Source organism: Micromonospora sp. A3M-1-15, assembly GCF_024213425.1.
GTDB lineage: Bacteria > Actinomycetota > Actinomycetes > Mycobacteriales > Micromonosporaceae > Micromonospora > Micromonospora chersina.
The window spans coordinates 254,134-274,027 of sequence record NZ_JANAVK010000007.1 but is presented as its reverse complement, the minus strand read 5'-3'; the positions used below and the strand labels follow the sequence as shown (position 1 = coordinate 274,027).

Below are 19,894 nucleotides of genomic sequence, written 5' to 3'. Positions count from 1 at the left end.
AGACCGCCGTGCCGCTCGCCCTGGTTCACGCCCGCTACCAGCTCCTGGAGATCGTCCGGATCCCGGTCGCGATCTTCGGCAGCGCGTTCTTCCCGGCCGCCACGATGCTCTTCTTCGTCGTGCCGTTCGCGGGCGACGATGCCACCGCCGCCACCTACGCCACCGCCGCCATGGTCACCTTCGCGGTGATGAGCGCCAACATCTTCCAGTACGGGATCGGCGTCGCCGAGGACCGCGACCAGCCGTGGAGCTCGTACAGCCGGACGCTGCCCGCCGGGCCCGGCCCGCGCTTCGCCGGCCGGATCCTGGCCGGTCTGGCGATCACCTACTTCTCCATGCTCCCGGTCGTGGTGATCGCGGCGGTGGCCACCGCGGCCCGGGTCACCCCGACGCAGTTCCTGCTCGGCGCCGCCGGGGTCGCCGTGATCTCGGTGCCGTTCACGCTGCTCGGGCTGGCCATCGGCTACTCGCTGCCGAGCAAGGCGGCCATCGTGCTCGCGCAGCTCATCTTCTTCCCGCTCGCCTTCGGCGGCGGACTCCTCTTCGGCCCGGACAACGCGCCCGGCTTCGTGGACGCGATCGCGCCCTACCTGCCCACCCGCGGCGCGCTGGAGCTGATGTGGGCGGCCGTTACCGACTGGCGGCTGAACCCGATCTCCATGGTCATGCTCGGCGTCTGGATCGTGGCGCTCGCGGCGGTCGCCGGGTGGGCGTACCGACGGGACGAGGGACGCCGCTTCACCTGACCTTTTGTCCTAATCCGGCCCGGCGGTCGGTGCGGCGGTGCCACGATGCCGGCAGGGCGTGCCAGCGGGGCCGCCCCCGGCGAGAGGGGTCAGCGTGGACGGCGTGGAGCCCGGCACGCCCTGCTGGACCGACCTGGCCACCCCCGGGCTGGACGACGCGAAGCGCTTCTACCCGGAACTGTTCGGCTGGACCGGCCGGGTGTCCGACGAGCCGACCGCCGGCGGCTACACCACCTTCCTCAAGGGCGGTCGGGCCGTGGCCGGGGTCGGGCCGCCGGCCGCCCCCGAGCAGGTGCCGATCTGGTCGACGTACGTGGCGACCGACGACGCGGACCTGGCCGCCACCCGGGTGGAGGCGGCCGGCGGCCAGGTGGTGGTCTCCCCGTTCGACGTCTTCGAGCAGGGCCGGATGGCGGTCCTCTCCGACCCGGCCGGGGCGGTGTTCAGCGTGTGGCAGTCCATGGCGATGCGCGGGGCGGAACTGTTCAACGCTCCCGGCTCGATGTGCTGGAACGAGCTGGTCACCCCCGACCCCGACCGGGCGAAGGAGTTCTACGCGCTGGTGTTCGGCTGGCACCCCGAGGAGCAGCAGGCAGGCCCGGTCACCTACACCGGGTGGCGGTGCGGCGCCCGGATCGTCGCCGGCATGATGCCGCAGCTGGAGCCGCTGCCCCAGGACCTGCCCGCGTACTGGACGGTCTACTTCGCCGTCGAGGACGCGGACGCCACCGCGGCCCGGGCCGCCGAGCTGGGCGGCACCATCCTCGTCCCGCCCCGGGACAACCCGGCCGGGCGCAGCGCCGCGCTCCGCGACCCCCAGGGCGCCCTCTTCTCCGTCGCCGCCCTCCGCTGAGCGGCCCGGTCAGCGGGGGCGGACGGGGACCACCAGGGGACCGTGGTCGCCGGGGATGACCCGGACGTTGGCGCGGTAGTGGCGGGCCAGCAGGGTCTCGGTGAGGACCTCCTGCGGTGGGCCGGCGGCGGCGACCCGGCCCTCGGCGAGCAGGACCAGGCGGTCGGCGTACTCGCCGGCGATGGAGAGGTCGTGCATGGTGGCGAGCACGGTCAGCTCGTGCTGCCGGCGGAGCTGGTCGACCAGCTCCAGCACCTCCTGCTGGTGGCCGATGTCCAGCGCGCTGGTCGGCTCGTCGAGCAGCAGCAGGGTGGCGCCCTGGGCCAGCGCCCGGGCCAGGAAGACCCGCTGCCGCTCGCCGCCGGAGAGGGTGGCCAGTTCGCGACGGCCGAACGCGCCCAGGTCGAGCCGGTCCAGCACCTCGTGCACGGCGGCCAGGTCGGCGGCCGACTCCCGGCCCAGCGCCGGGATGTACGGCGTGCGCCCCAGCAGCACGTAGTCGAAGACCGACATGCCGGCGGGCACCACGGGGGACTGCGCCACGGTGGCCACCACCCGGGCGCGGTCGCGGCGGCGGAGGGAGTTGATCGGCGTACCGAAGAGGGAGACCGCGCCCGGCGCGGGCAGCAGGCCGCCGACGGCGCGCAGCAGGGTCGACTTGCCGGCGCCGTTCGGGCCGATCACGGTGACCCACTCGCCGACGGCGACCGCCAGGTCGACGCCGGCCAGGATCGGCGTGCCACCCAGCTCGACCCGCAGGTCACGCAGCTCCACCGCGGGGGCGGTCATGTCAGCACCCGGCGGGCGGTGCGCAGGACCAGCACGAAGAACGGGCCGCCCAACAGCGCGGTGACCACGCCGATGGGGATCTCGGCGGGGGCGGCGGCGGTGCGGGCGACCACGTCGGTGAGCGCCAGGAACGCCCCGCCGAAGAGCATCGACAGCGGCAGGATCACCCGGTAGCTCGACCCGGCGAGCAGCCGGACGGTGTGCGGCACGATGATGCCGACGAAGCCGATGAGGCCGGAGGCGGAGACCGCGGCGGCGGTGCCCAGCGAGGCGGCGGCGATCAGCAGGTAGCGGGAGCGCTGCGGGTGCAGCCCGAGGCTGGTGGCCTCGTCGTCGCCGACGGAGAGCACGTCCAGCTCGCGCCGGTGCAGCAGCACCACCACGGCGGTGAGCACGAAGTAGGGCAGGACCAACCGGACGTCGTGCCAGCCGGCGGTGGCCAGCCGCCCGAGCAGCCAGGAGTAGACCTGCTGGATGCTGTCGGAGTGCCGTTGCAGCAGGTAGGTCTGCCCGGCGGAGAGGAACGCGGAGACCGCCACCCCGGCCAGGATCAGCGTGGCCGGTGACCGGTCCCGCCCGCCGGCCGCGCCGAGCAGGTACGTCATGACGACCGCGCCGAGCGAGCCGACGAAGGCGGCGAGGGGGATGGTGAGCGGCATGCCGGTCAGCGACCCGCCGGCCCCGGCGCCGAGCGCGATCGCGGCGGTCACCGCCAGCCCCGCCCCGGCCGCCACGCCCAGCAGGTACGGGTCGGCCAGCGGGTTGCGGAACACGCCCTGGTAGCAGCCGCCGGCCAGGGCGAGCAGGGCGCCGACGAGCAGGCCGAGCACGACCCGGGGCAGCCGCAGCTCGGTGACGATGGCGATCTCCCGCTCGCTGAGCCCGCTGTCGAGGTGCACCCCGGGCAGCAGGTTGAGCAGCTCGGCGGCGACGCTGCCCGGGGGCAGGCTGACCGGGCCGAGCGAGACGCCGGCCACCAGCGCGACCAGCACCGCGCCGAGGCCGGCGAGCAGCCAGCGGGTGCGGAGCCCCGCCGGCCGGACCGTCGCACCCGGCCCGGCCGGCGGCCGTTCCGCGACCACCCCGGACCCGCCCGAAGGGTCGACGTCGGGCACGCCGGCCGGCCGGGACGCGTCGGGCGTCCCGGCCGGCCGGTGAGCGTTGTCCGCCGGTCGCACGGTCACCGTCAGGCCGGGACCTTGGCGGTGGCGTCGACGATCGCCTTGAGCAGGTCGACGACCCGCGGGCCCCAGCGCGAGGCGATGTCGTCGTCCAGGGCGACGACCTGGTTGTTCTTCACGGCGGTGACGCCGGCCCAGCCGCTGCGCGCCTTGACGGTCTCCGCGTTCTGCTTGCAGCACTTGGTGTCGGCCAGGAAGACGAAGTCGGGGTTGGCCTTGACGATGACCTCCTGGGAGAGCTGCGGGTAGCCGCCGCTCTTGCCGTCGGCGTCCGCCGGGTCGGCGATGTTCTCCAGGCCGGCGAGCGCGTAGATCGAGCCGATGAAGGTCTTGCTGGTCGCGCTGTACAGCTCCGGGCCGAGCTCGTGGTAGTAGGTGAGCTTCTTCGCCCGCTGCGGCAGGTCCTTGGTGAGCGCCGCGATGTCGTCCTTCATCTTCTTCGTGACGACGTCCGCCTCGGCCGGGTGGCCGGTGAGCTTGCCCAGGTCGGTGAGCTGCCGGTACGTGTCGTCGAGGGTGGTGGCCGCCGGGGTGAGCAGCACCGGGATCTTCAGCGTGGTGAGCTGGTCGACGATCTTGTTGGTGTCGTTGGAGAGCACCACGAGGTCGGGGCTCTTGCCGGCGATCGCCTCGGCGTTCGGCTGGAAGCCGGAGAGGTCGCTCTTCGGCGCCTCCGCCGGGTAGTTCGACTGGTCGTCGACGGCGGTGACCTGCTTGCCGGCGCCGATGGCGAAGAGCATCTCGGTCGCCGACGGCGACAGCGAGACGATCTTCTCGGGACGCTTGTCGAGGGTCAGCTTGCCGACGGTGACCGGGAAGGCGGCCGCCGAACGGCCGCCGGCGGCGGGGGTGTCGTTCGAGGTCTTCTCGGCGCAGCCGCCGAGGAGCAGCGCGCCGACCGCGAGGGCGGCGGCGAAGAGCCGGGGGGTACGTCTGGACATCGGTCCTCCTGTCGGTCGAGGAGCGTGGTGCTTCGCCGACAGGGACCGCCTGGGCGGGCCCGTCCGCGAGGCGCCCTTCCTCGAGAGCGCGTGTCGCGACCGTGCCGCAGGCGACCTGGCTCGTCCCCACGGTTGTCGGCGCCGGCGGAGGCCGGCGCCGCGTGCGGGGCATCACAGTTGCGGGACAGCGCCGGTTTCACACCGGCTTCGCTGCGGTCTGGTCGGTGCCACCGTAGCGCACGACCAGCGGAGATCGTCCGGACGGGAGGGGTGGTGGGGGCCTCGGCCGGGGCCCCCACGGCGCATCGCGTCAGCAGTAGGTGCTCTGCTTGCCGATCGCCCGGTACGGGCAGTCGGCGTACTCGGAGAGCAGCAGCACGGCCTCCCGGTTGCGGGAGGTCTGCGCGGGGATCACCTCGTCGGGCGGGTAGAAGCCGCCACCCGAGGCCGAGCCGGGGTACATCTCGAAGGTGTACGCCCAGATCTTGTGGGCGCCCCACATCCAGTCGATGCTGGTGCCGTCGGCGATGTAGAGGTCGCTGGACTGTTCCGGGGTGTAGCCGTTGCTGGACGCCATCTGCCGGCCGATGGTGGCGAAGGTGTTGTACTGGTCGGCGTTCATCCCGGTGGCGGTGTTGCTGTACGTGTAGCCGTACGGCCAGAGCACCAGCTGCGAGTAGGTGTGGAAGTCGATGTTCGCCTTGATCTGCTGCACCCCGCCGACCACCCGGCCGTTGACGAAGGTGCGCAGCGCCGCGGTCTCCGGCGCCGAGAAGGCGGACGGGCCGCGGTAGGTCTCCGACGAGGTCGAGCCGGACGAGCCGCCGCAGCAGCCCCACTGGTACGACCAGTTCCGGTTCAGGTCGGTGCCCACGTACGAGGAGCCACTGTTGGGCTGCCGGTTCTTCCGCCAGGAGCGGTAGGAGCCGGTGGCGATGTCGTACTCGCTGCCGTCCGGGTTGACCGTGGGGACGATCCAGATCTCCCGCGAGTTGACGATGTTGGTGATCCGCGAGTCGCTGCCGTAGTTGTCGGTGAACAGGTTGAGCAGGTAGATCGCCATCTCGACGGTCAGGTGCTCGCGGGCGTGCTGCTGGGCGTTGAAGAGGATCTCCGGCTCGTTCTCGTCCGTGCCGACGTTGTCGGAGATCTTCACGGCCATCAGGTCCCGGCCCTGGTAGGACCGGCCGATGCTGAGCTTGCGGGCGATGGCCGGGTGGTCGGCGACCACGGTGTTCACCACCGCGGTCAACTCGGCGTAGTCGTGGTAGTTGGAGTCGGCGGGCGGGAAGGCGTAGGCGACGGCGCCGGCGGCCGGGGCCGGGGCGACGTCCTTCTCCAGCCGGAAGCCGAGCCGGGTGATCGCGGCGGCCTCGGCGGTGGTCGCCGTGACGTGCAGCACGCCGTGTTCGGAGTGGTCGATCGCCGCGCCGGTGCGGGCGACGGCGCTGCGGTCGGCGAGGGTGCGCGGGCCGAGCACCCGGTAGGCGACGGCGGCCGGTTCGCCGTCCGGCGCGGGGCGGGCGGCGGCCGGGCCGGTGACCGCGGCGACGAGGGTCAGGCCGACGGCGGCGGCGAGGGCCAGCCGGCGGCGGAGGGGGGACGTGCGGAGGGCCATGGACAACCTCCTCGGGGTACGGAAGATCCCGTTGTCCGCACACTTCACCAGCAGTTACATGGTCATATCAACATTCATGATTGTCTGCTTTCCATCCCGACCGGATCCTCACGCCGGCAATGATTTTCCATGCGTGAACCTCTGGCGAAACTTCCCTCCAGGCGCGACAGTGAACGGCAACGATGCCGTTCTCCTGGAGGAGCTGCCATGGACCGGACATCCCTGCGGTCGGTCGCCGTCGCCGGCGCCACCGCGCTCGCCCTCCTCGCCACCGCCGCGCCGGCCGGCGCGACCACCACCACCGTCACGCACGACGAGCAGATCACCTGGCAGGGCTGGTCCGGCACGGCCTGGTCGACCGGCACCGCCGCCGGCACCACCGGCACGGCGGCCGGCCTGACCCTGGCCACCCCGGTCGGCACCATCCTCTACAAGGACCCGCACAGCAGCACCCGGCGCACCTGGGCCTACGGGACCTGGACCTCGCCGCTCACCCAGGTCGGCTTCTCCGCCACCGAGCTGGTCACCTCGTGGAACGCCGACACCCCCGCCGGCACCTGGCTCCAGGTCGAACTCCAGGGCACCTACACCACCGGCACCCGCACCCCCTGGTACGTGATGGGCCGCTGGGCCTCGGGCGACGGCGACATCCGGCGGACCAGCGTCGACCGGCAGGGCGACAAGACCTCCAGCGTCTACACCGACACGTTCGCCATCAACAGCCCGGCCGCCGGGGTGCTGCTGCGGGCGTACCAGCTCCGGGTCACCCTCTACCGGGACCCGGCCTCGACGGTCACGCCGGTGCTCCGCTCGGTCGGCGCGATGAGCTCGAACGTGCCGGACCGGTTCACCGTCGCCCCCAGCGCCGGGCACATCGCCTGGGGCACCGAGCTGGCCGTGCCGCGCTACTCGCAGAACATCCACGCCGGCCAGTACCCGGAGTACGGCGGCGGCGGCGAGGCGTGGTGCTCACCCACCTCCACCGAGATGGTGGTCGAGTACTGGGGTCGCAAGCCCTCCCCGGCCGACACGTCCTGGGTGGACCCGGGCTACGCCGACCCGACCGTCGACCACGCCGCCCGGATGGCCTACGACTGGCAGTACGGCGGCACCGGCAACTGGCCGTTCAACACGGCGTACGCGGCCAGCTTCCCGGGGCTGGAGGCCAGGGTGACCCGGCTGCACTCGCTCGACGAGGTGGAGCACTTCATCGCCGCCGGCATCCCCGTGGTGACCAGCCAGTCCTTCCTCGCCAGCGAGCTGGACGGGGCCGGCTACGGCACGGCCGGGCACCTCATGGTGGTGGTCGGCTTCACCGCCACCGGCGACGTGATCGCCAACGACCCGGCCTCGCCCAGCGACGCCGCGGTCCGGCACGTCTACCGGCGCGACCAGTTCGAGCAGATCTGGCAGCGGACCCGGCGGACCACCGCGAGCGGCGGCACGGGCAGCGGCTCCGGCGGCGTCGTCTACCTGATCAAACCGACCGAGGTGGCCTGGCCCGCCGTGGCCGGTTCCACCAACTGGTGATCCATCCCTACCCACCCAACGGAGTGCACATGGTCAGACCAGCCCTGCGTGCGGTCGCCCTCGTCGGCGCCGCCGCGCTCGCCCTCGTCGGTGTGACGGCCCCCGCCCACGCCGACAACAACCTGCCGGTCGTCGCGCACGACGAGCAGATCACCTTCCAGGAGTGGTCCAAGTACCCGGACTGGCGTGCCGGCACCCACGAGGGCACGTACGCCATCCCCGGGACCCGCACCGGGATCACCATCGGCCAGCCGGCCGGCACCACCGAGTTCACCGACGAGCACACCGGCGCCACCCGGACCTGGGAGTACGCCACCTGGACCTCGCCGGAGCGGGCGGTCGGCCTCGACGCCAGCGAGCTGGTCGCCTCGTGGAACGCCGCGACCCCGGCCGGCACCTGGATCCAGGTCGAGCTGCACGGCACGTACAACACCGGGCAGCAGACCCCCTGGTACGTGATGGGCCGCTGGGCCTCCGGCGACCAGGACATCAAGCGGGCCACGCTGGACGGCCAGGGTGACCCCTGGTCGACCATCTGGACCGACACCTTCTCGATCGACAACGCCCAGGCCGGGGTGCTGCTGCGGTCGTACCAGCTCCGGCTGACCCTCTACCGCGCGCCGGGGCAGACGGCCTCGCCGCGGGTCTGGATGCTCGGCGCGATGAGCTCCAACGTGCCGGACCGGTTCACCGTCGCACCGAGCGAGGGCGGCATCGCCTGGGGCACCGAACTGGCCGTGCCGCGCTACTCGCAGAACATCCACATCGGGGAGTACCCCGAGTTCGACAACGGCGGTGAGGCCTGGTGCTCGCCCACCTCGACCGAGATGGTGGTCGAGTACTGGGGCCGGAAGCCCTCCGCCGAGGACACCGCCTGGGTCGACCCGAGCTACGCCGACCCGACCGTCGACCACGCCGCCCGGATGACCTACGACTACGAGTACGAGGGCGCCGGCAACTGGCCGTTCAACACCGCGTACGCGGCCAGCTTCCCCGGCCTCGACGCCCGGGTCACCCGGATGCACTCGCTGGACGAGGTGGAACGCTTCATCAAGGCCGGCATCCCGGTGGTCACCTCGCAGTCCTTCCTGGCCAGCGAGCTGGACGGGGCGAACTACGGCACCTCCGGGCACCTCTTCGTGATCGTCGGCTTCACCGCCGACGGCGACGTGATCGTCAACGACCCCGCCTCGTCGTCCAACGACGCGGTGCGCAACGTCTACAAGCGGGAGCAGTTCGAGCAGATCTGGCTGCGCACCAAGCGGCACCGGGCGAACGGGACCGTGGCCTCCGGCTCGGGCGGCATCGCGTACCTGATCAAGCCCACCGACATGGCCTGGCCGGTCGTGCCGGGTTCCACCAACTGGTGACGGGACGGGCCCGGCACGGTCCCTCGGGACGGTGCCGGGCCCATCGGTACGGTCGTGGACCGGCCTGCGGGTCAGGCCGACGGAGCGAACGAGGCGGGCGGGGCCGCGGGCTCGGCCCGCCGGCTGCGCCTACGGATTGCCCGGACGATGATCACCACCCAGGCGACCAGGGCGGCCACACCGGCCAGGGCGAGCCCGGTGACCAGCAGGTAGGTCGAGCCGCCAGCGGTGGAGAAGACGCCCTTCCGGGCACCGGAGTCGAGCGCCGGGGCGGTGGCTCCGGCCGTCAGTCCGTCCGGCGCGTCGTAGAGGATCACGTCGGCGCGCTGGGCGCCGCCCTCGGTGGCGACGAAGGTCCCGTGCCACTCGCAGTTACGCCGGCCGCATTCCTCGTTCACCGCGGTGAACGTGCCCGGCGTGCCGCCACCGTTCTTCGCCTCCCAGGCCGGGGCGAGGTCGGTGACGCTCAGCATCAGTCCGATGGCGGCGATGACCGGCAGGCCGATCCAGACGAAGACCTTCGTCCGCCACCCGTTGATCGTGTTCAGGAAACTCACGGCGGCCGACCCTAGCGGTCGGCGTCGTTTCCCGCTGCCCCGTTCTCCGGAGGCTCAGCCCTCGCGGCGCTCGTCGGTGCCCTCGGCCTGGTCGTCCCCGGCCAGCGCGGAGCGCAGCCGGTCCTTCTCGGCGCGGCGCCGCTCCGACGCCTCGGCCATCTCCCCGGCCATCTCGTCCCGCCAGCCGCGGAGCAGGAAGAAAGACAGCGCGGCGGAGAAGACCAGCGCCAGCATCAGCCGCAGGAACATGTTCATCTCGACGAACCAGAGGGCCGCCAGCACGCCGACGAACAGCCCGATCCGGCCCAGCGTGTACTTGACCGCCGCGCTCAAGCCCGTACTTCCTTCTCTCTCACGCCTCAGCCCGTCCGCCGGGCCAGCCAGTGCACGCCATGAAACCAGATCACCGCGTAGACCACGGTGAACACCGCCGCGGCCAGCGCGCCGGAGAACAGCGGCGGCAGCCCGGCGGCGAGGCCGGCCACCAGCAGGCCGGCGAGGACGCCGACCGCGATCCCGGCCAGCGCCGCGAGCACCCGGGCGGCGCCGAACTCCCAGGCCCGGAAGTCGTCCCAGAACAGCCAGAGCGGCAGGATCACCGCGAGCCAGCCGTTGGTCCGCCCGAAGCCGCCCGCGCCCATGGTGGCGAAGGCCCACTCGAAGAGCACCAGCGCCAGCACCCCGATCACCAGGCCGGCGAGGCTCACCCCGAGCAGGTCGCCCAGGGTGAGGATGCGTCCCTCGGCGTCCCGGCGGGGAAAGCTCCGCTGCTGCTGCTCCTCGGTGCTCATCGACGTGCGGTCAGGCCCAGACCTGCTGCGGCTCGGCGCGGCGCTCGGCCAGCGACGGGGCCGCGTCGTACTCGCGGACGATCTCGTAGCGGGTGTTCCGCTCGACCGGGCGGAAGCCGGCGTCCCAGATCAGGTTCAGCAGGTCCTCGCGGTGCATGGTGTTCGGCGTGCCGTACGAGTCGGCGTCGTGCGTGATCTTGTATTCCACGACGGAGCCGTCCAGGTCGTCGACACCGAAGTTCAGCGACAGCTGGGCCACCGAGAGGCCGTGCATCACCCAGAAGTTCTTCACGTGCGGCACGTTGTCGAAGAGCAGCCGGGAGACGGCGAACGTCTTCAGCGACTCGGCCGGCGAGGCCATCGTGGTGCGTGCCTGGATCCTGTTACGGATCTTGCCGTCCGCCGAGTCCACGAAGTCGTGCTGGTAGCGCAGCGGGATGAAGACCGCGAAGCCGCCGGTCTCGTCCTGCAGCTCGCGCAGCCGCAGCACGTGGTCGACCCGGTGCCGGGGCTCCTCGATGTGGCCGTACAGCATCGTCGCCGGGGTCTGCATGCCCTTGCGGTGCGCCAGGGCGTGGATCCGCGACCAGTCCTCCCAGTGGCAGGCGTGGTCGACGATGTGCTGCCGGACCTCCCAGTCGAAGATCTCCGCGCCGCCACCGGTCAGCGACTCCAGGCCGGCGTCCATCAGCTCGTCGAGGATCTCGTCGGCGCTCAGGCCGCTGATCTTCTCGAACCACTGCACCTCGGTCGCGGTGAAGCACTTGAGCTTGACGTTCGGCAGCGCCGCCTTGAGCTCGCGCAGCACCTTCGGGTAGTAGCGCCAGGGCAGGGTCGGGTGCAGGCCGTTGACGATGTGCAGCTCGGTGAGCTGCTCGTCCTCCATCTCCTTGGCCTTGCGGACCGCCTCGTCGATGCGCATCGTGTAGGCGTCCTTCTCACCCGGCTTGCGCTGGAACGAGCAGTACGCGCACGAGGCGGAGCAGACGTTGGTCAGGTTGAGGTGCCGGTTGACGTTGAACATCACCCGGTCGCCGTTCATCTCGGTGCGCTTGTGGTGCGCCAGCCGCCCCAGCCAGGCGAGGTCGTCGCTCTCGTAGAGGGCCACTCCGTCCTCGCGGGTCAGCCGCTCCCCCGCGTAGACCTTCGCTTCGAGCTCGCGCTTGAGTCCGGCGTCCATCGAAAGCCACGTCCCTTCCACCTGCGGTCCCGGTCGAGCGTACGTCGCGCGTCGGACGAACCGACGACCCGGTCAACCGCAGCGACCTACTTCACCGGCCTCCCGGTCGGCCGTCACGCTCCGCGCATCGACATTGCTGCGTTGGTGAGGTAAGACAGGATGGGGCGGAACACACACCGGTACCGTCCTGGCTCACCGCGCCCACCTCGCGCGGAACACACCAGACCGGGACGGGGAGCGAATGGTCGACAGCACCCAGGGCCGACGCCGACGAAGCCGGAATCCGGTGGTCTCGCCGGTGCTCCGCCCGGCGCTCTGGTCCGCTCTGCTCGGGGCGGTCGCGGCCGCGGCGCTCGCCACGCCGGCCTGGGCCGACCCGCTGCCCGACACCGTTCCCGACACCGGCTCCCGCCCCCGGGTCACCGGCGCCCTCCAGCTGCCCACCGTGCCCGGCGCCGTCCCCGGCCTGCCCGGCACGGTGACCGGCGGGCCCGGCCACACCCCGGGCCTCCCCGGCGCCACGCCCGGCGTGACCAACCCGGCCGACGGCCCGCTGATCGCCCAGATCAACCAGGTCGACGCGCAGGTCGCCCAGCTCGGCGACAACCTGCTCACGATCAAGGGCGAGCGGGACACCGCGCAGGCGGACCTCACCCTCGCCGCCACCCGGCTCAAGGAGGCCCAGGACGCGCTCGTCCGGGCCCAGGAGAACGCGAAGACCGCCGCCGCCGACGCGGTCAAGGCCGACGCCGCGCTGCCGCCCGGCGAGTTCGGGGCCAACCTGCGCGAACTCGCCAACCTCCAGCGGATCACCCGGGGCGACAAGGCCGAGGGCGCCACCACGGCGGTGACCGGCGAACTCGCCCGGGCCACCGCCGCCGAGCGGGTCGCCCGGGAGGCGCACGCCTCGGCCGAGCGGCGCGCCGCCGAGAAGACCGCCCAGTACACCCGGGTCGAGACCGACCTGCACAAGCAGGAAGCCGCGCTGCTCAAGCTCCGCAGGGACAACGCCGCCCGGCTGCTGGAGATCGAGCGCCGCGAGGACGCCGCCGAGCAGCAGCTCGGCAGCCCGTACGTCGTCAACCAGAGCGTCAGCGGGTTGGTCGCCGACCCGAAGGCCCTGGCCGCGGTGCGGTACGCCCTCGCCCAGCTCGGCGACCCCTACCTCTGGGCGGCCGAGGGCCCGGACCGGTTCGACTGCTCCGGCCTGATGCTCGCCTCCTACCAGGCGGCCGGCTACCAGGGGCTGCCCCGGGTCTCCCGGGACCAGTACTTCGCCACCCGCTCCCGCACCGTCGACCCCAACGCGCTCCTCCCCGGCGACCTGCTCTTCTTCGCCTCGGGCAGCAGTTGGACGAGCATCCACCACGTCGCCATGTACATCGGCAACGGCAAGATGGTCGAGGCGCCGCGCACCGGCGACGTCGTGAAGATCTCGGTGGTCCGGTGGTCCCGGCTCTACGCGGCCACCCGGGTGATCGGCGCGGTCCCCGCCCCGGCCACCCCGGCGCCGGTCCCGACACCGACCCCGTCCACCACGCCGCCGAAGCCCAGCGCGACGCCCAAGCCCACGAAGACGGCGACGCCGAAGCCCACGAAGACGGCCACGCCGAAGCCGACGTCGAGCACGTCGAGCCCGACGCCCACCCCGTCGACCTCGCCCAGCGCCACGCCGACGCCGACGCCGAGCCCGTCCGACACGCCGAGCCCGACGCCGACCGACGCCGCCAGCGCCGAGCCGACCGGCAGCGCCGCGGACCCGTCGGGCAGCGCGGCCGAGAGCACCTCGGTCAGCCCGAGCGCCACCGACTGACCAACCGCCGCTCCGGCTGTGCTCCCGGGCCGGAATGTGGCACGGTGAGATCCAGGCACGCCCGACCGGCGCCACGGTCGGGGGCGAGCGTGGGCACGGAGGGGCGAGATGGGCGAGCACGACGTTCCGGCGGAGACGGTCCACCCCGGATCCGTCCCCGACGCCGCCGACCGGCCGACCGGCCCCGCCGAGGAGCGTCCGGGCCAGACCGCTCCGGTGGCCGTGGCCCGGGCCCGGGTCAGCGTCGCCGGCGCCACCGCGCCACCACCCGACGGGGAGCGGCCCAGCACGCCGGCCACCGGCAACACCTACCGGGCGGGTGGCTCCCCGACGGAGCCCGCCCCGGCGCTGGACCGGCGCCAGCCGGGTGCCTCCGTCCCGCCACCCTCGACCTGGTCCGCCTTCGCCGCGGCCGAGCGCTCGCCGGCCGACGGCGCCACCTCGACCGAGGGCGAACCGGCACCCGGCACGGACTCCCCCGCCGGTGGCGCCGGCACCGCACCGGTCGCCCCCGCACCCCGGGCCGCCGGCTCCGCGGCGGTGCCCGCGCCCCGCACGGAAGAGCCGGAGGTCGAGGCCGCATCCGCCCCGGCGGGCCAGCCGCCGGCCGACGCCGCCCCGGCGTCCGGCCAGGCCGGGCAGCCGCGGGCCGGCGTGGGGCACGCCCGGGCCAGCGCGTCGGTGCCCGGCCTGACCCGCGTCTCGGCCGACGAGGTCGCCGCCGCGCTCGCCGGGACGCCTGGCAGCGCCAAGGTCTACCGGGCGGGCCCCGTCAACCCCGAGCCGCCAGAGCCGGCCCAGCCGCCGGAGCCGGCCCAGCCCCCGACGCCGCCCGTGCCGGAGCCCGAGCCGGCGCCGACGCCCGTGCCCGGTCCGACCCCGCCCTCCCCGGCACCTCCCGTGCCGGCGCCCGAGCCCCCGTTCCGGCCCACGCCGCCGGTGCCCGCACCGCCGCCGGGTCCGACCCCGCCGGGGCCGGTCCCCCCGGTGCCGGGTCCGCCGGCGCCGCCGCCGGGACCGCCGGTGCCCCCGCCTCCGGCGCCGCCCGGCCCGATGCCGGCTCCGCCGTTCCCGCCGCCGCCCGCCATGGCCGGCGTGCCCGGGTCGACGCCGTTCCCGGGCGCCACCCAGCCGGGACCGGCCGCCCCGGCCTGGGCCGCCGCGCCGGCCTCCGCTCCGCCGCTGCCCACCGCGCCGCCCGTGGTGCCGGCACCGGCCCTGCCGTCCTGGCCGCCGTCGACCGACCCCACCGAGTACCGGGCCAGCCAGCCCGGTCAGGTGCCCGCGCAGCCGAGCCGCCCGGTGAACCACCCGCCGGCCGGTCCCGACCTGGCCGGCACCGCGTACGGCGGCACCGACGGGCCGGGATTCGCCACGGTCTCCCTCCCACAGGGCAATCCCCTGGAGAACTCCGGCTCGCTGACCGGGCACATCCTGGCGCAGGGCTGGGCCGAGGACGCCCCGGCGACCCGGTCCAGCAACACGAAGGTGGTGATCGTGCTGGCCGTCGCGCTGGCGCTGCTCGTGGCGATCAGCCTGGCGGTGGTCTTCCTGGCCAACGACGCGCTCAGCGGGATCACCGGCACCGCGCTGACCCGGTGACCGGGGTGAGCCCGCCCACTACGCACTCGCGGTGCGGTGGCAGGTTCGCCGCACCGCCGTACACTTGTGGAGATCACTGACCCGGCGCGCCCGTTGCGCGCCCATGGGCGATCTTGCGGGCGAATCGGCGGCGTGACGAAGCCGCGGCGGGCCATCGCGAAGATGCGCCCCGCTCGAAAGGCATTTCTTGACCACCATCGCTGCCTCCGGCACGTCCCCGTCCGCCGACCCCACCATCGACACCCCTGACTTCGCCGCGCTCGGCCTGCCCCGGCAGCTCGTCGAGGCGCTCGCCCGGCAGGGCATCACCACCCCGTTCGAGATCCAGCGGGCCACCGTGCCCGACGCCCTCGCCGGCCGCGACGTGCTCGGCCGGGGGCAGACCGGCTCGGGCAAGACCCTGGCCTTCGGCCTGCCGGTGATCGCCCGGCTCGCCGACCGCAACCGGGCCCGGCCGCTGCACCCCCGCGCCCTGGTCCTGGTGCCCACCCGCGAGCTGGCCATGCAGGTCAACGACGCGCTCGTGCCGCTCGGCAAGGCGGTCGGCATCTTCCTGAAGACCGCCGTCGGCGGCGTTCCGTACGACCGGCAGATCGACGCGCTGCGCCGCGGCGTGGAGATCGTCGTGGCCACCCCCGGGCGGCTCGGCGACCTGATCGAGCGGGGCGTCTGCAAACTCGACGACGTCGAGATCACCGTGCTGGACGAGGCCGACCAGATGGCCGACATGGGCTTCCTGCCCGAGGTCACCCAGCTGCTGGCGAAGACGCCGGCGGACGCCCAGCGGCTGCTCTTCTCGGCCACTCTGGACAACGACGTCGACTCGCTGGTCAAGCGGTTCATGACCGACCCGGTCACCCACTCGACCGCGCCGGCGACCGCCGCCGTGTCCACCATGGACCACCACCTGCTGCTGATCCCGCCGCACGACAAGTTCGCCGTGGCGGCGTCCATCGCGGCCCGCGACGGTCGCACCATGCTCTTCGCGCGTACCCAGCTCGGCGTCGACCGGCTGGTCGAGCAGCTCGCGGCCGTCGGCGTACGGGCCGGCGGCCTGCACGGCGGCAAGACCCAGCGGATGCGCACCCGGACCCTGGCCGAGTTCCGCGAGGGCCGGATGAACGTGCTGGTCGCCACCGACGTGGCGGCCCGGGGCATCCACGTCGACGGCGTGACGCTGGTGCTGCACGTGGACCCGCCGAAGGACCCGAAGGACTACCTGCACCGGGCGGGTCGTACCGCGCGGGCCGGGGAGTCCGGGGCGGTGGCGACCCTGGTGCTGCCGAAGCAGCGCCGGACCACGCTGGCCATGCTGGAGAAGGCGGGTGTCGAGCCTGCCGAGACCCGCGTCCGCGCCGGCGATGCCGAGCTGGCCGAGCTGACGGGCGCCCGCGAGCCCAGCGGCGTGCCGGTCCGCGACGAGCCGGAGCCGCGCCGGGGCGGCCCGCGCCGCTTCGGCGACCGGGACGGGCGCGGCGAGCGCCGCTTCGGCGACCGGCCGCGGAGCTTCGACCGGGGCGACCGCCGCGACGACCGTCCGACCGGCGGCCGCGGCTACGACCGCCCCACCGGCGAGCGGCGCTTCGACCGCGAGGACCGGAGCTTCGGCGAGCGGCGCTACGCCGACCGGGGCGGCTTCAACCGGGACGGGCGCGGTGACCGGCCCTCCGGCGATCGTGCTGACCGGCCCTTCGCGGAGCGGCGCTTCGGCGACCGCGACGAGCGCGGTGCCGGCCGACCCTCGGGCGACCGCCACTTCGCCGACCGGGCGGGGCGCGACCAGCACCGGCCGACCGGCACCAGCGGCGGCTACGACCGGGACGCCCGCGGCGCCCGGCGGCAGGACGACCGGCCCACCGCCGGACGCGCCTACGGCGACCGGCCCGCCGAGGGCCGCGGCTACGGTGACCGGCCCGCCGGCGGCGGCTACGGCGACCGGGACGGCTCGCGCCGTTACGGCGACCGGCCCACCGGCGGACGCGGCTACGGCGACCGGGACGGCGCACGCGGCCACGGCGACCACGGCCGCCGTTACGAGGACCGTCCGCAGGGCGAGCGGCGCTTCGGCGACCGCGACGGCCGGGGCGAGTTCCGTCCGGCCGAGCGCCGGAGCGGTTTCCGGCCGGAGGCGCGGGGCCGGGACGACCGGCCGCGCGACGACCGGCGCGGCTTCGGCGGACGACCGCCGGCCCGCACCCACTGACCCACGCCGCTGACTGGACCCCGCCGGACCAGGCGGGGCCCGCGAGCACCGACGCCGCCGTCGAGCCACCGCTCGGCGGCGGCGTTCGCGCATCCGCTGCCGGTGTCCGGCGGGTGGCGTAACGTCCGGTTCATGCCGACCATGCCGAAGTCGCTCTTCTGGTCCCGGACCGACACCGCCGGCTCCGAGCACGTCCTGCTCGACGATCGGCAGGGGCTCGTCGCGCAGGGCGTGGCGCTGGCCGTCGACCCGATCCCCTACACGTGCCGCTACCAGCTGACCGTGGGCGCGGACTGGTCGACCAGCCGGCTGGAGGTCGCCGCGGAGGGCGCGGGCTGGTCGCGGAGCGTACGCCTGGAGCGGACCGGGGACGGGTGGCGGGTGCGCACCGGCGAGGAGGGTGACCTGGACGCGGCGCTGCGCGCGGCCGGGCATCCGCCGGCCGGGCTGCCGGGCACCGACGACCCGGACCGGTTGGCCGAGGCGCTCGACGTCGACCTGGGCGGGTCACCGCTGACCAACACCCTGCCGGTACGCCGGCTCGACCTGAAACGGGCGGCCGCCGACCAGGCGCGGACCGTCAACGTCGCCTGGGTGCTGCTGCCCAGCCTGGCGGTGCTCCCCGCCGAGCAGGTCTACACCTCGCTCGGCCCGGGCCGGGTCCGCTACGCCAGCGGCTCGTTCTCGGCCGACCTGGACGTGGACCCGGAGGGCTTCGTGGTGCGCTACCCGGGGCTGGCCGAGCGGATCGACCCGCGCTGACCGCTCAGGCCGGCCAGGCGCCGGTGGCCAGGAAGCGGTCGATGGTGGCCAGGTGCGGGGCGAGGTCGAGGCCCTGCCCGGCCACCCACTCGTCGTCGTAGTAGGTGTGCGCGTAGCGGTCGCCCGGGTCGCAGATGAGGGTGACCACCGAGCCGGTCCGGCCGGCGGCGAGCAGTTCGGCGATCAGCCCGAACGCGCCCCAGAGGTTGGTGCCGGTGGAGCCGCCGACGCGGCGGCCGAGCACCGCCGAGCCGGCCCGCATGGCGGCCAGCGACGCGGCGTCCGGCACCTGCGTCATCCGGTCGACCACGCTGGGCAGGAAGGACGCCTCGACGCAGGGCCGGCCGATCCCCTCGATCCGGGAGCCCTTGTCGGTGCGGACGGACCAGTCGCCGGCCAGCCAGGCGGGGTAGAACGCGGAGTTCTCCGGGTCGACGACGCAGAGCTTGGTGGGCAGCCGGCGGTAGCGGGCGTACCGGCCGATGGTGGCGCTGGTGCCGCCGGTGCCGGCGCCCACCACGATCCAGGCCGGCACGGGGTGCCGCTCCAGGGCGAGCTGCGCGTAGATCGACTCGGCGATGTTGTTGTTGCCCCGCCAGTCGGTGGCCCGCTCCGCGTAGGTGAACTGGTCCATGTAGTGCCCGCCGCTGTCCTCGGCGAGCCAGCGCGCCTCGATGACCACCTTGGCCGGGTCCTGCACCAGGTGGCAGCGGCCGCCCTGGAACTCGATCTGGGCGATCTTCTCGGGCGAGGTGGAGGCGGGCATGACGGCGATGAACGGCAGCCCGAGCATCCGGGCGAAGTACGCCTCGGAGACCGCGGTCGACCCGGACGACGCCTCGACGATCGTGGTGTCCGGGCCGATCCAGCCGTTGCAGAGCCCGTAGAGGAACAGCGAGCGGGCCAGCCGGTGCTTGAGCGAGCCGGTGGGGTGCACCGACTCGTCCTTCAGGTAGAGGTCGATGCCCCACTCCCGGGGCAGCGGGAAGGGCAGGAGGTGGGTGTCGGCGGAGCGGTTGGCGTCCGCCTCGACCGTGGCGATCGCCTCGGTCACCCAGCTCCGGCTGGCCTCGTCACACCGGTCGAGATGAGTCACGCCGGCAACGTTACAAGCGAGGTGGGCTCGCGTCGGGACGGGCCCGGCGTGCCTGCCGGCGCTGGCCGGCCCGGCCGGCGGCCCGCACCACCGGGGTGAGGGCCAGGGCGAGCCGGGGAAAGGCGTCGAGGAGCCGCACCTGCGCGCCGCGCCAGCGCGGCAGGCTGACCACCGGCCGGGGCCGCCGGGCCAGCCGTACGGCCCGGGCGGCGACCCGCTCCGGCGTCAGCAGCGACCCGGTGAAGGAGGCGAGGGCCCCGGGGTCGTCGAGCTTGTCGTGCAGCATCGGCGTCCAGATCCCGTCCGGGCACAGACACGACACGTGTACGCCTCGAACGCCGGCCATCCGCAGGTCGGACAGGGTGCCGAGGCTGAACGCCAGCAGGGCGTGCTTGCTGGCCGCGTAGACGGTCTCGCCGGGGGCGGCGATCAGCCCGGCGAGCGAGACGACGTTGAGCACGTGCCCGTGGGCCTGGGCCCGCATCACCGTCAGGGCGGCGTGGGTGCCGTTCATGGCGCCCAGCGCGTTCACCTCGACCAGCCGGCGGCGAGTCGCCGCGTCGTGCGTCCAGGACGGCCCGGTGGCCAGGATGCCGGCGTTGTTGACCCAGAGCCCGAGACCGCCCGGCGCCCCGGCCGCCTCGTCTGCCACCGCCGCGCAGGCCGTCTCGTCGCGGACGTCGAGCGGGCGGGACCAGCCGCCGAGCGGCGCCGCCGCGGTGGCCACGGCCTCGGCGTCCACGTCGGTGAGCAGCACCCGCCAACCGTCGGCGTGCAACGCGGCGGCGATGGCCCGGCCCAGCCCGCCGGCCGCCCCGGTCACCACGGCCGCGCCCCGCCCTGGAGTCGTCATCGGCGCACG

Annotated in this window: 17 protein-coding genes, 1 pseudogene and 1 riboswitch; of the genes and pseudogenes, 8 read left to right on the top strand and 10 right to left on the bottom strand. The window is 74.0% G+C overall.

Annotation, left to right across the window (positions count from 1 at the left end):
* The first annotated feature begins 8 nt into the window (after positions 1 to 8).
* A complete protein-coding gene (locus tag NLX85_RS29945) occupies positions 9 to 746 on the top strand; it encodes an ABC transporter permease (protein WP_254340779.1) in 738 nt (245 codons plus the stop codon).
* Between the two features lie 94 nt (positions 747 to 840).
* A complete protein-coding gene (locus NLX85_RS29940; RefSeq protein ID WP_254340778.1) occupies positions 841 to 1,599 on the top strand; it encodes a VOC family protein in 759 nt (252 codons plus the stop codon).
* A 9-nt stretch (positions 1,600 to 1,608) separates the two neighbouring features.
* Here the strand turns inward: NLX85_RS29940 and NLX85_RS29935 are convergent, their stop codons facing one another.
* From NLX85_RS29935 to NLX85_RS29920, 4 genes and pseudogenes are all read right to left on the bottom strand, one after another.
* The gene (locus tag NLX85_RS29935) at positions 1,609 to 2,388 is read right to left on the bottom strand and encodes an ABC transporter ATP-binding protein (protein ID WP_254340776.1); all 780 of its coding nucleotides are present in this window, start codon (positions 2,386 to 2,388) and stop codon (positions 1,609 to 1,611) included.
* Positions 2,385 to 3,470, bottom strand: a complete 1,086-nt coding sequence (locus NLX85_RS29930; RefSeq protein ID WP_254340922.1) for an iron ABC transporter permease — start codon at positions 3,468 to 3,470, stop codon at positions 2,385 to 2,387. The genes NLX85_RS29935 and NLX85_RS29930 overlap by 4 nt, the downstream gene beginning before the upstream one ends.
* Before the next feature lie 104 nt (positions 3,471 to 3,574).
* Positions 3,575 to 4,510, bottom strand: coding sequence for an ABC transporter substrate-binding protein (locus NLX85_RS29925; RefSeq protein ID WP_254340774.1), 936 nt, complete (start codon positions 4,508 to 4,510; stop codon positions 3,575 to 3,577).
* A gap of 114 nt (positions 4,511 to 4,624) precedes the next feature.
* Positions 4,625 to 4,716: riboswitch (cobalamin riboswitch) on the bottom strand.
* A gap of 107 nt (positions 4,717 to 4,823) precedes the next feature.
* Positions 4,824 to 6,128: pseudogene (locus NLX85_RS29920) on the bottom strand (M14 family metallopeptidase); the annotation flags it as partial.
* 207 nt (positions 6,129 to 6,335) lie between these two features.
* Between NLX85_RS29920 and NLX85_RS29915 the strand changes: the two are divergent.
* Both NLX85_RS29915 and NLX85_RS29910 read left to right on the top strand, forming a co-directional pair.
* A complete protein-coding gene (locus NLX85_RS29915; protein WP_254340772.1) occupies positions 6,336 to 7,658 on the top strand; it encodes a C39 family peptidase in 1,323 nt (440 codons plus the stop codon).
* Between the two features lie 29 nt (positions 7,659 to 7,687).
* Entirely contained in the window at positions 7,688 to 9,028 is a 1,341-nt protein-coding gene (locus NLX85_RS29910; RefSeq protein ID WP_254340770.1) for a C39 family peptidase, read from the top strand.
* A 71-nt stretch (positions 9,029 to 9,099) separates the two neighbouring features.
* Here the strand turns inward: NLX85_RS29910 and NLX85_RS29905 are convergent, their stop codons facing one another.
* From NLX85_RS29905 to mqnE, 4 genes are read right to left on the bottom strand one after another with little or no spacing between them, the layout of a single operon-like run.
* Positions 9,100 to 9,585: a hypothetical protein gene (locus NLX85_RS29905; protein WP_254340768.1), complete on the bottom strand. Its 486-nt coding sequence runs from the start codon at positions 9,583 to 9,585 to the stop codon at positions 9,100 to 9,102.
* A gap of 54 nt (positions 9,586 to 9,639) precedes the next feature.
* Positions 9,640 to 9,918 (bottom strand): DUF4229 domain-containing protein, encoded by a 279-nt coding sequence (locus tag NLX85_RS29900; RefSeq protein WP_254340767.1) that lies wholly within the window; start codon positions 9,916 to 9,918, stop codon positions 9,640 to 9,642.
* Positions 9,919 to 9,944: 26 nt separating this feature from the next.
* Positions 9,945 to 10,376 carry a hypothetical protein gene (locus tag NLX85_RS29895; RefSeq protein ID WP_254340764.1) on the bottom strand — a complete coding sequence of 144 codons (432 nt, stop codon included), beginning with the start codon at positions 10,374 to 10,376 and terminating at the stop codon, positions 9,945 to 9,947.
* A 10-nt stretch (positions 10,377 to 10,386) separates the two neighbouring features.
* Positions 10,387 to 11,556: an aminofutalosine synthase MqnE gene (mqnE, locus tag NLX85_RS29890; protein WP_254340762.1), complete on the bottom strand. Its 1,170-nt coding sequence runs from the start codon at positions 11,554 to 11,556 to the stop codon at positions 10,387 to 10,389.
* 241 nt (positions 11,557 to 11,797) lie between these two features.
* On the opposite strand from mqnE, the gene NLX85_RS29885 reads away from it, so the two are divergent.
* The 4 genes from NLX85_RS29885 to NLX85_RS29870 all read left to right on the top strand — a co-directional run bounded on the left by NLX85_RS29885 (position 11,798) and on the right by NLX85_RS29870 (position 17,936).
* Positions 11,798 to 13,369 carry a C40 family peptidase gene (locus NLX85_RS29885; protein ID WP_254340760.1) on the top strand — a complete coding sequence of 524 codons (1,572 nt, stop codon included), beginning with the start codon at positions 11,798 to 11,800 and terminating at the stop codon, positions 13,367 to 13,369.
* 108 nt (positions 13,370 to 13,477) lie between these two features.
* Positions 13,478 to 14,971 (top strand): hypothetical protein, encoded by a 1,494-nt coding sequence (locus tag NLX85_RS29880; RefSeq protein WP_254340758.1) that lies wholly within the window; start codon positions 13,478 to 13,480, stop codon positions 14,969 to 14,971.
* Between the two features lie 187 nt (positions 14,972 to 15,158).
* Positions 15,159 to 17,174 carry a DEAD/DEAH box helicase gene (locus tag NLX85_RS29875; protein ID WP_254340756.1) on the top strand — a complete coding sequence of 672 codons (2,016 nt, stop codon included), beginning with the start codon at positions 15,159 to 15,161 and terminating at the stop codon, positions 17,172 to 17,174.
* Positions 17,175 to 17,315: 141 nt separating this feature from the next.
* Entirely contained in the window at positions 17,316 to 17,936 is a 621-nt protein-coding gene (locus NLX85_RS29870) for a putative glycolipid-binding domain-containing protein (RefSeq protein WP_254340920.1), read from the top strand.
* A gap of 4 nt (positions 17,937 to 17,940) precedes the next feature.
* Here the strand turns inward: NLX85_RS29870 and NLX85_RS29865 are convergent, their stop codons facing one another.
* Both NLX85_RS29865 and NLX85_RS29860 read right to left on the bottom strand, forming a co-directional pair.
* Entirely contained in the window at positions 17,941 to 19,032 is a 1,092-nt protein-coding gene (locus NLX85_RS29865; protein WP_254340748.1) for a PLP-dependent cysteine synthase family protein, read from the bottom strand.
* 10 nt (positions 19,033 to 19,042) lie between these two features.
* Positions 19,043 to 19,885 (bottom strand): SDR family oxidoreductase, encoded by an 843-nt coding sequence (locus tag NLX85_RS29860; RefSeq protein WP_254340745.1) that lies wholly within the window; start codon positions 19,883 to 19,885, stop codon positions 19,043 to 19,045.
* Positions 19,886 to 19,894 lie beyond the last annotated feature (9 nt).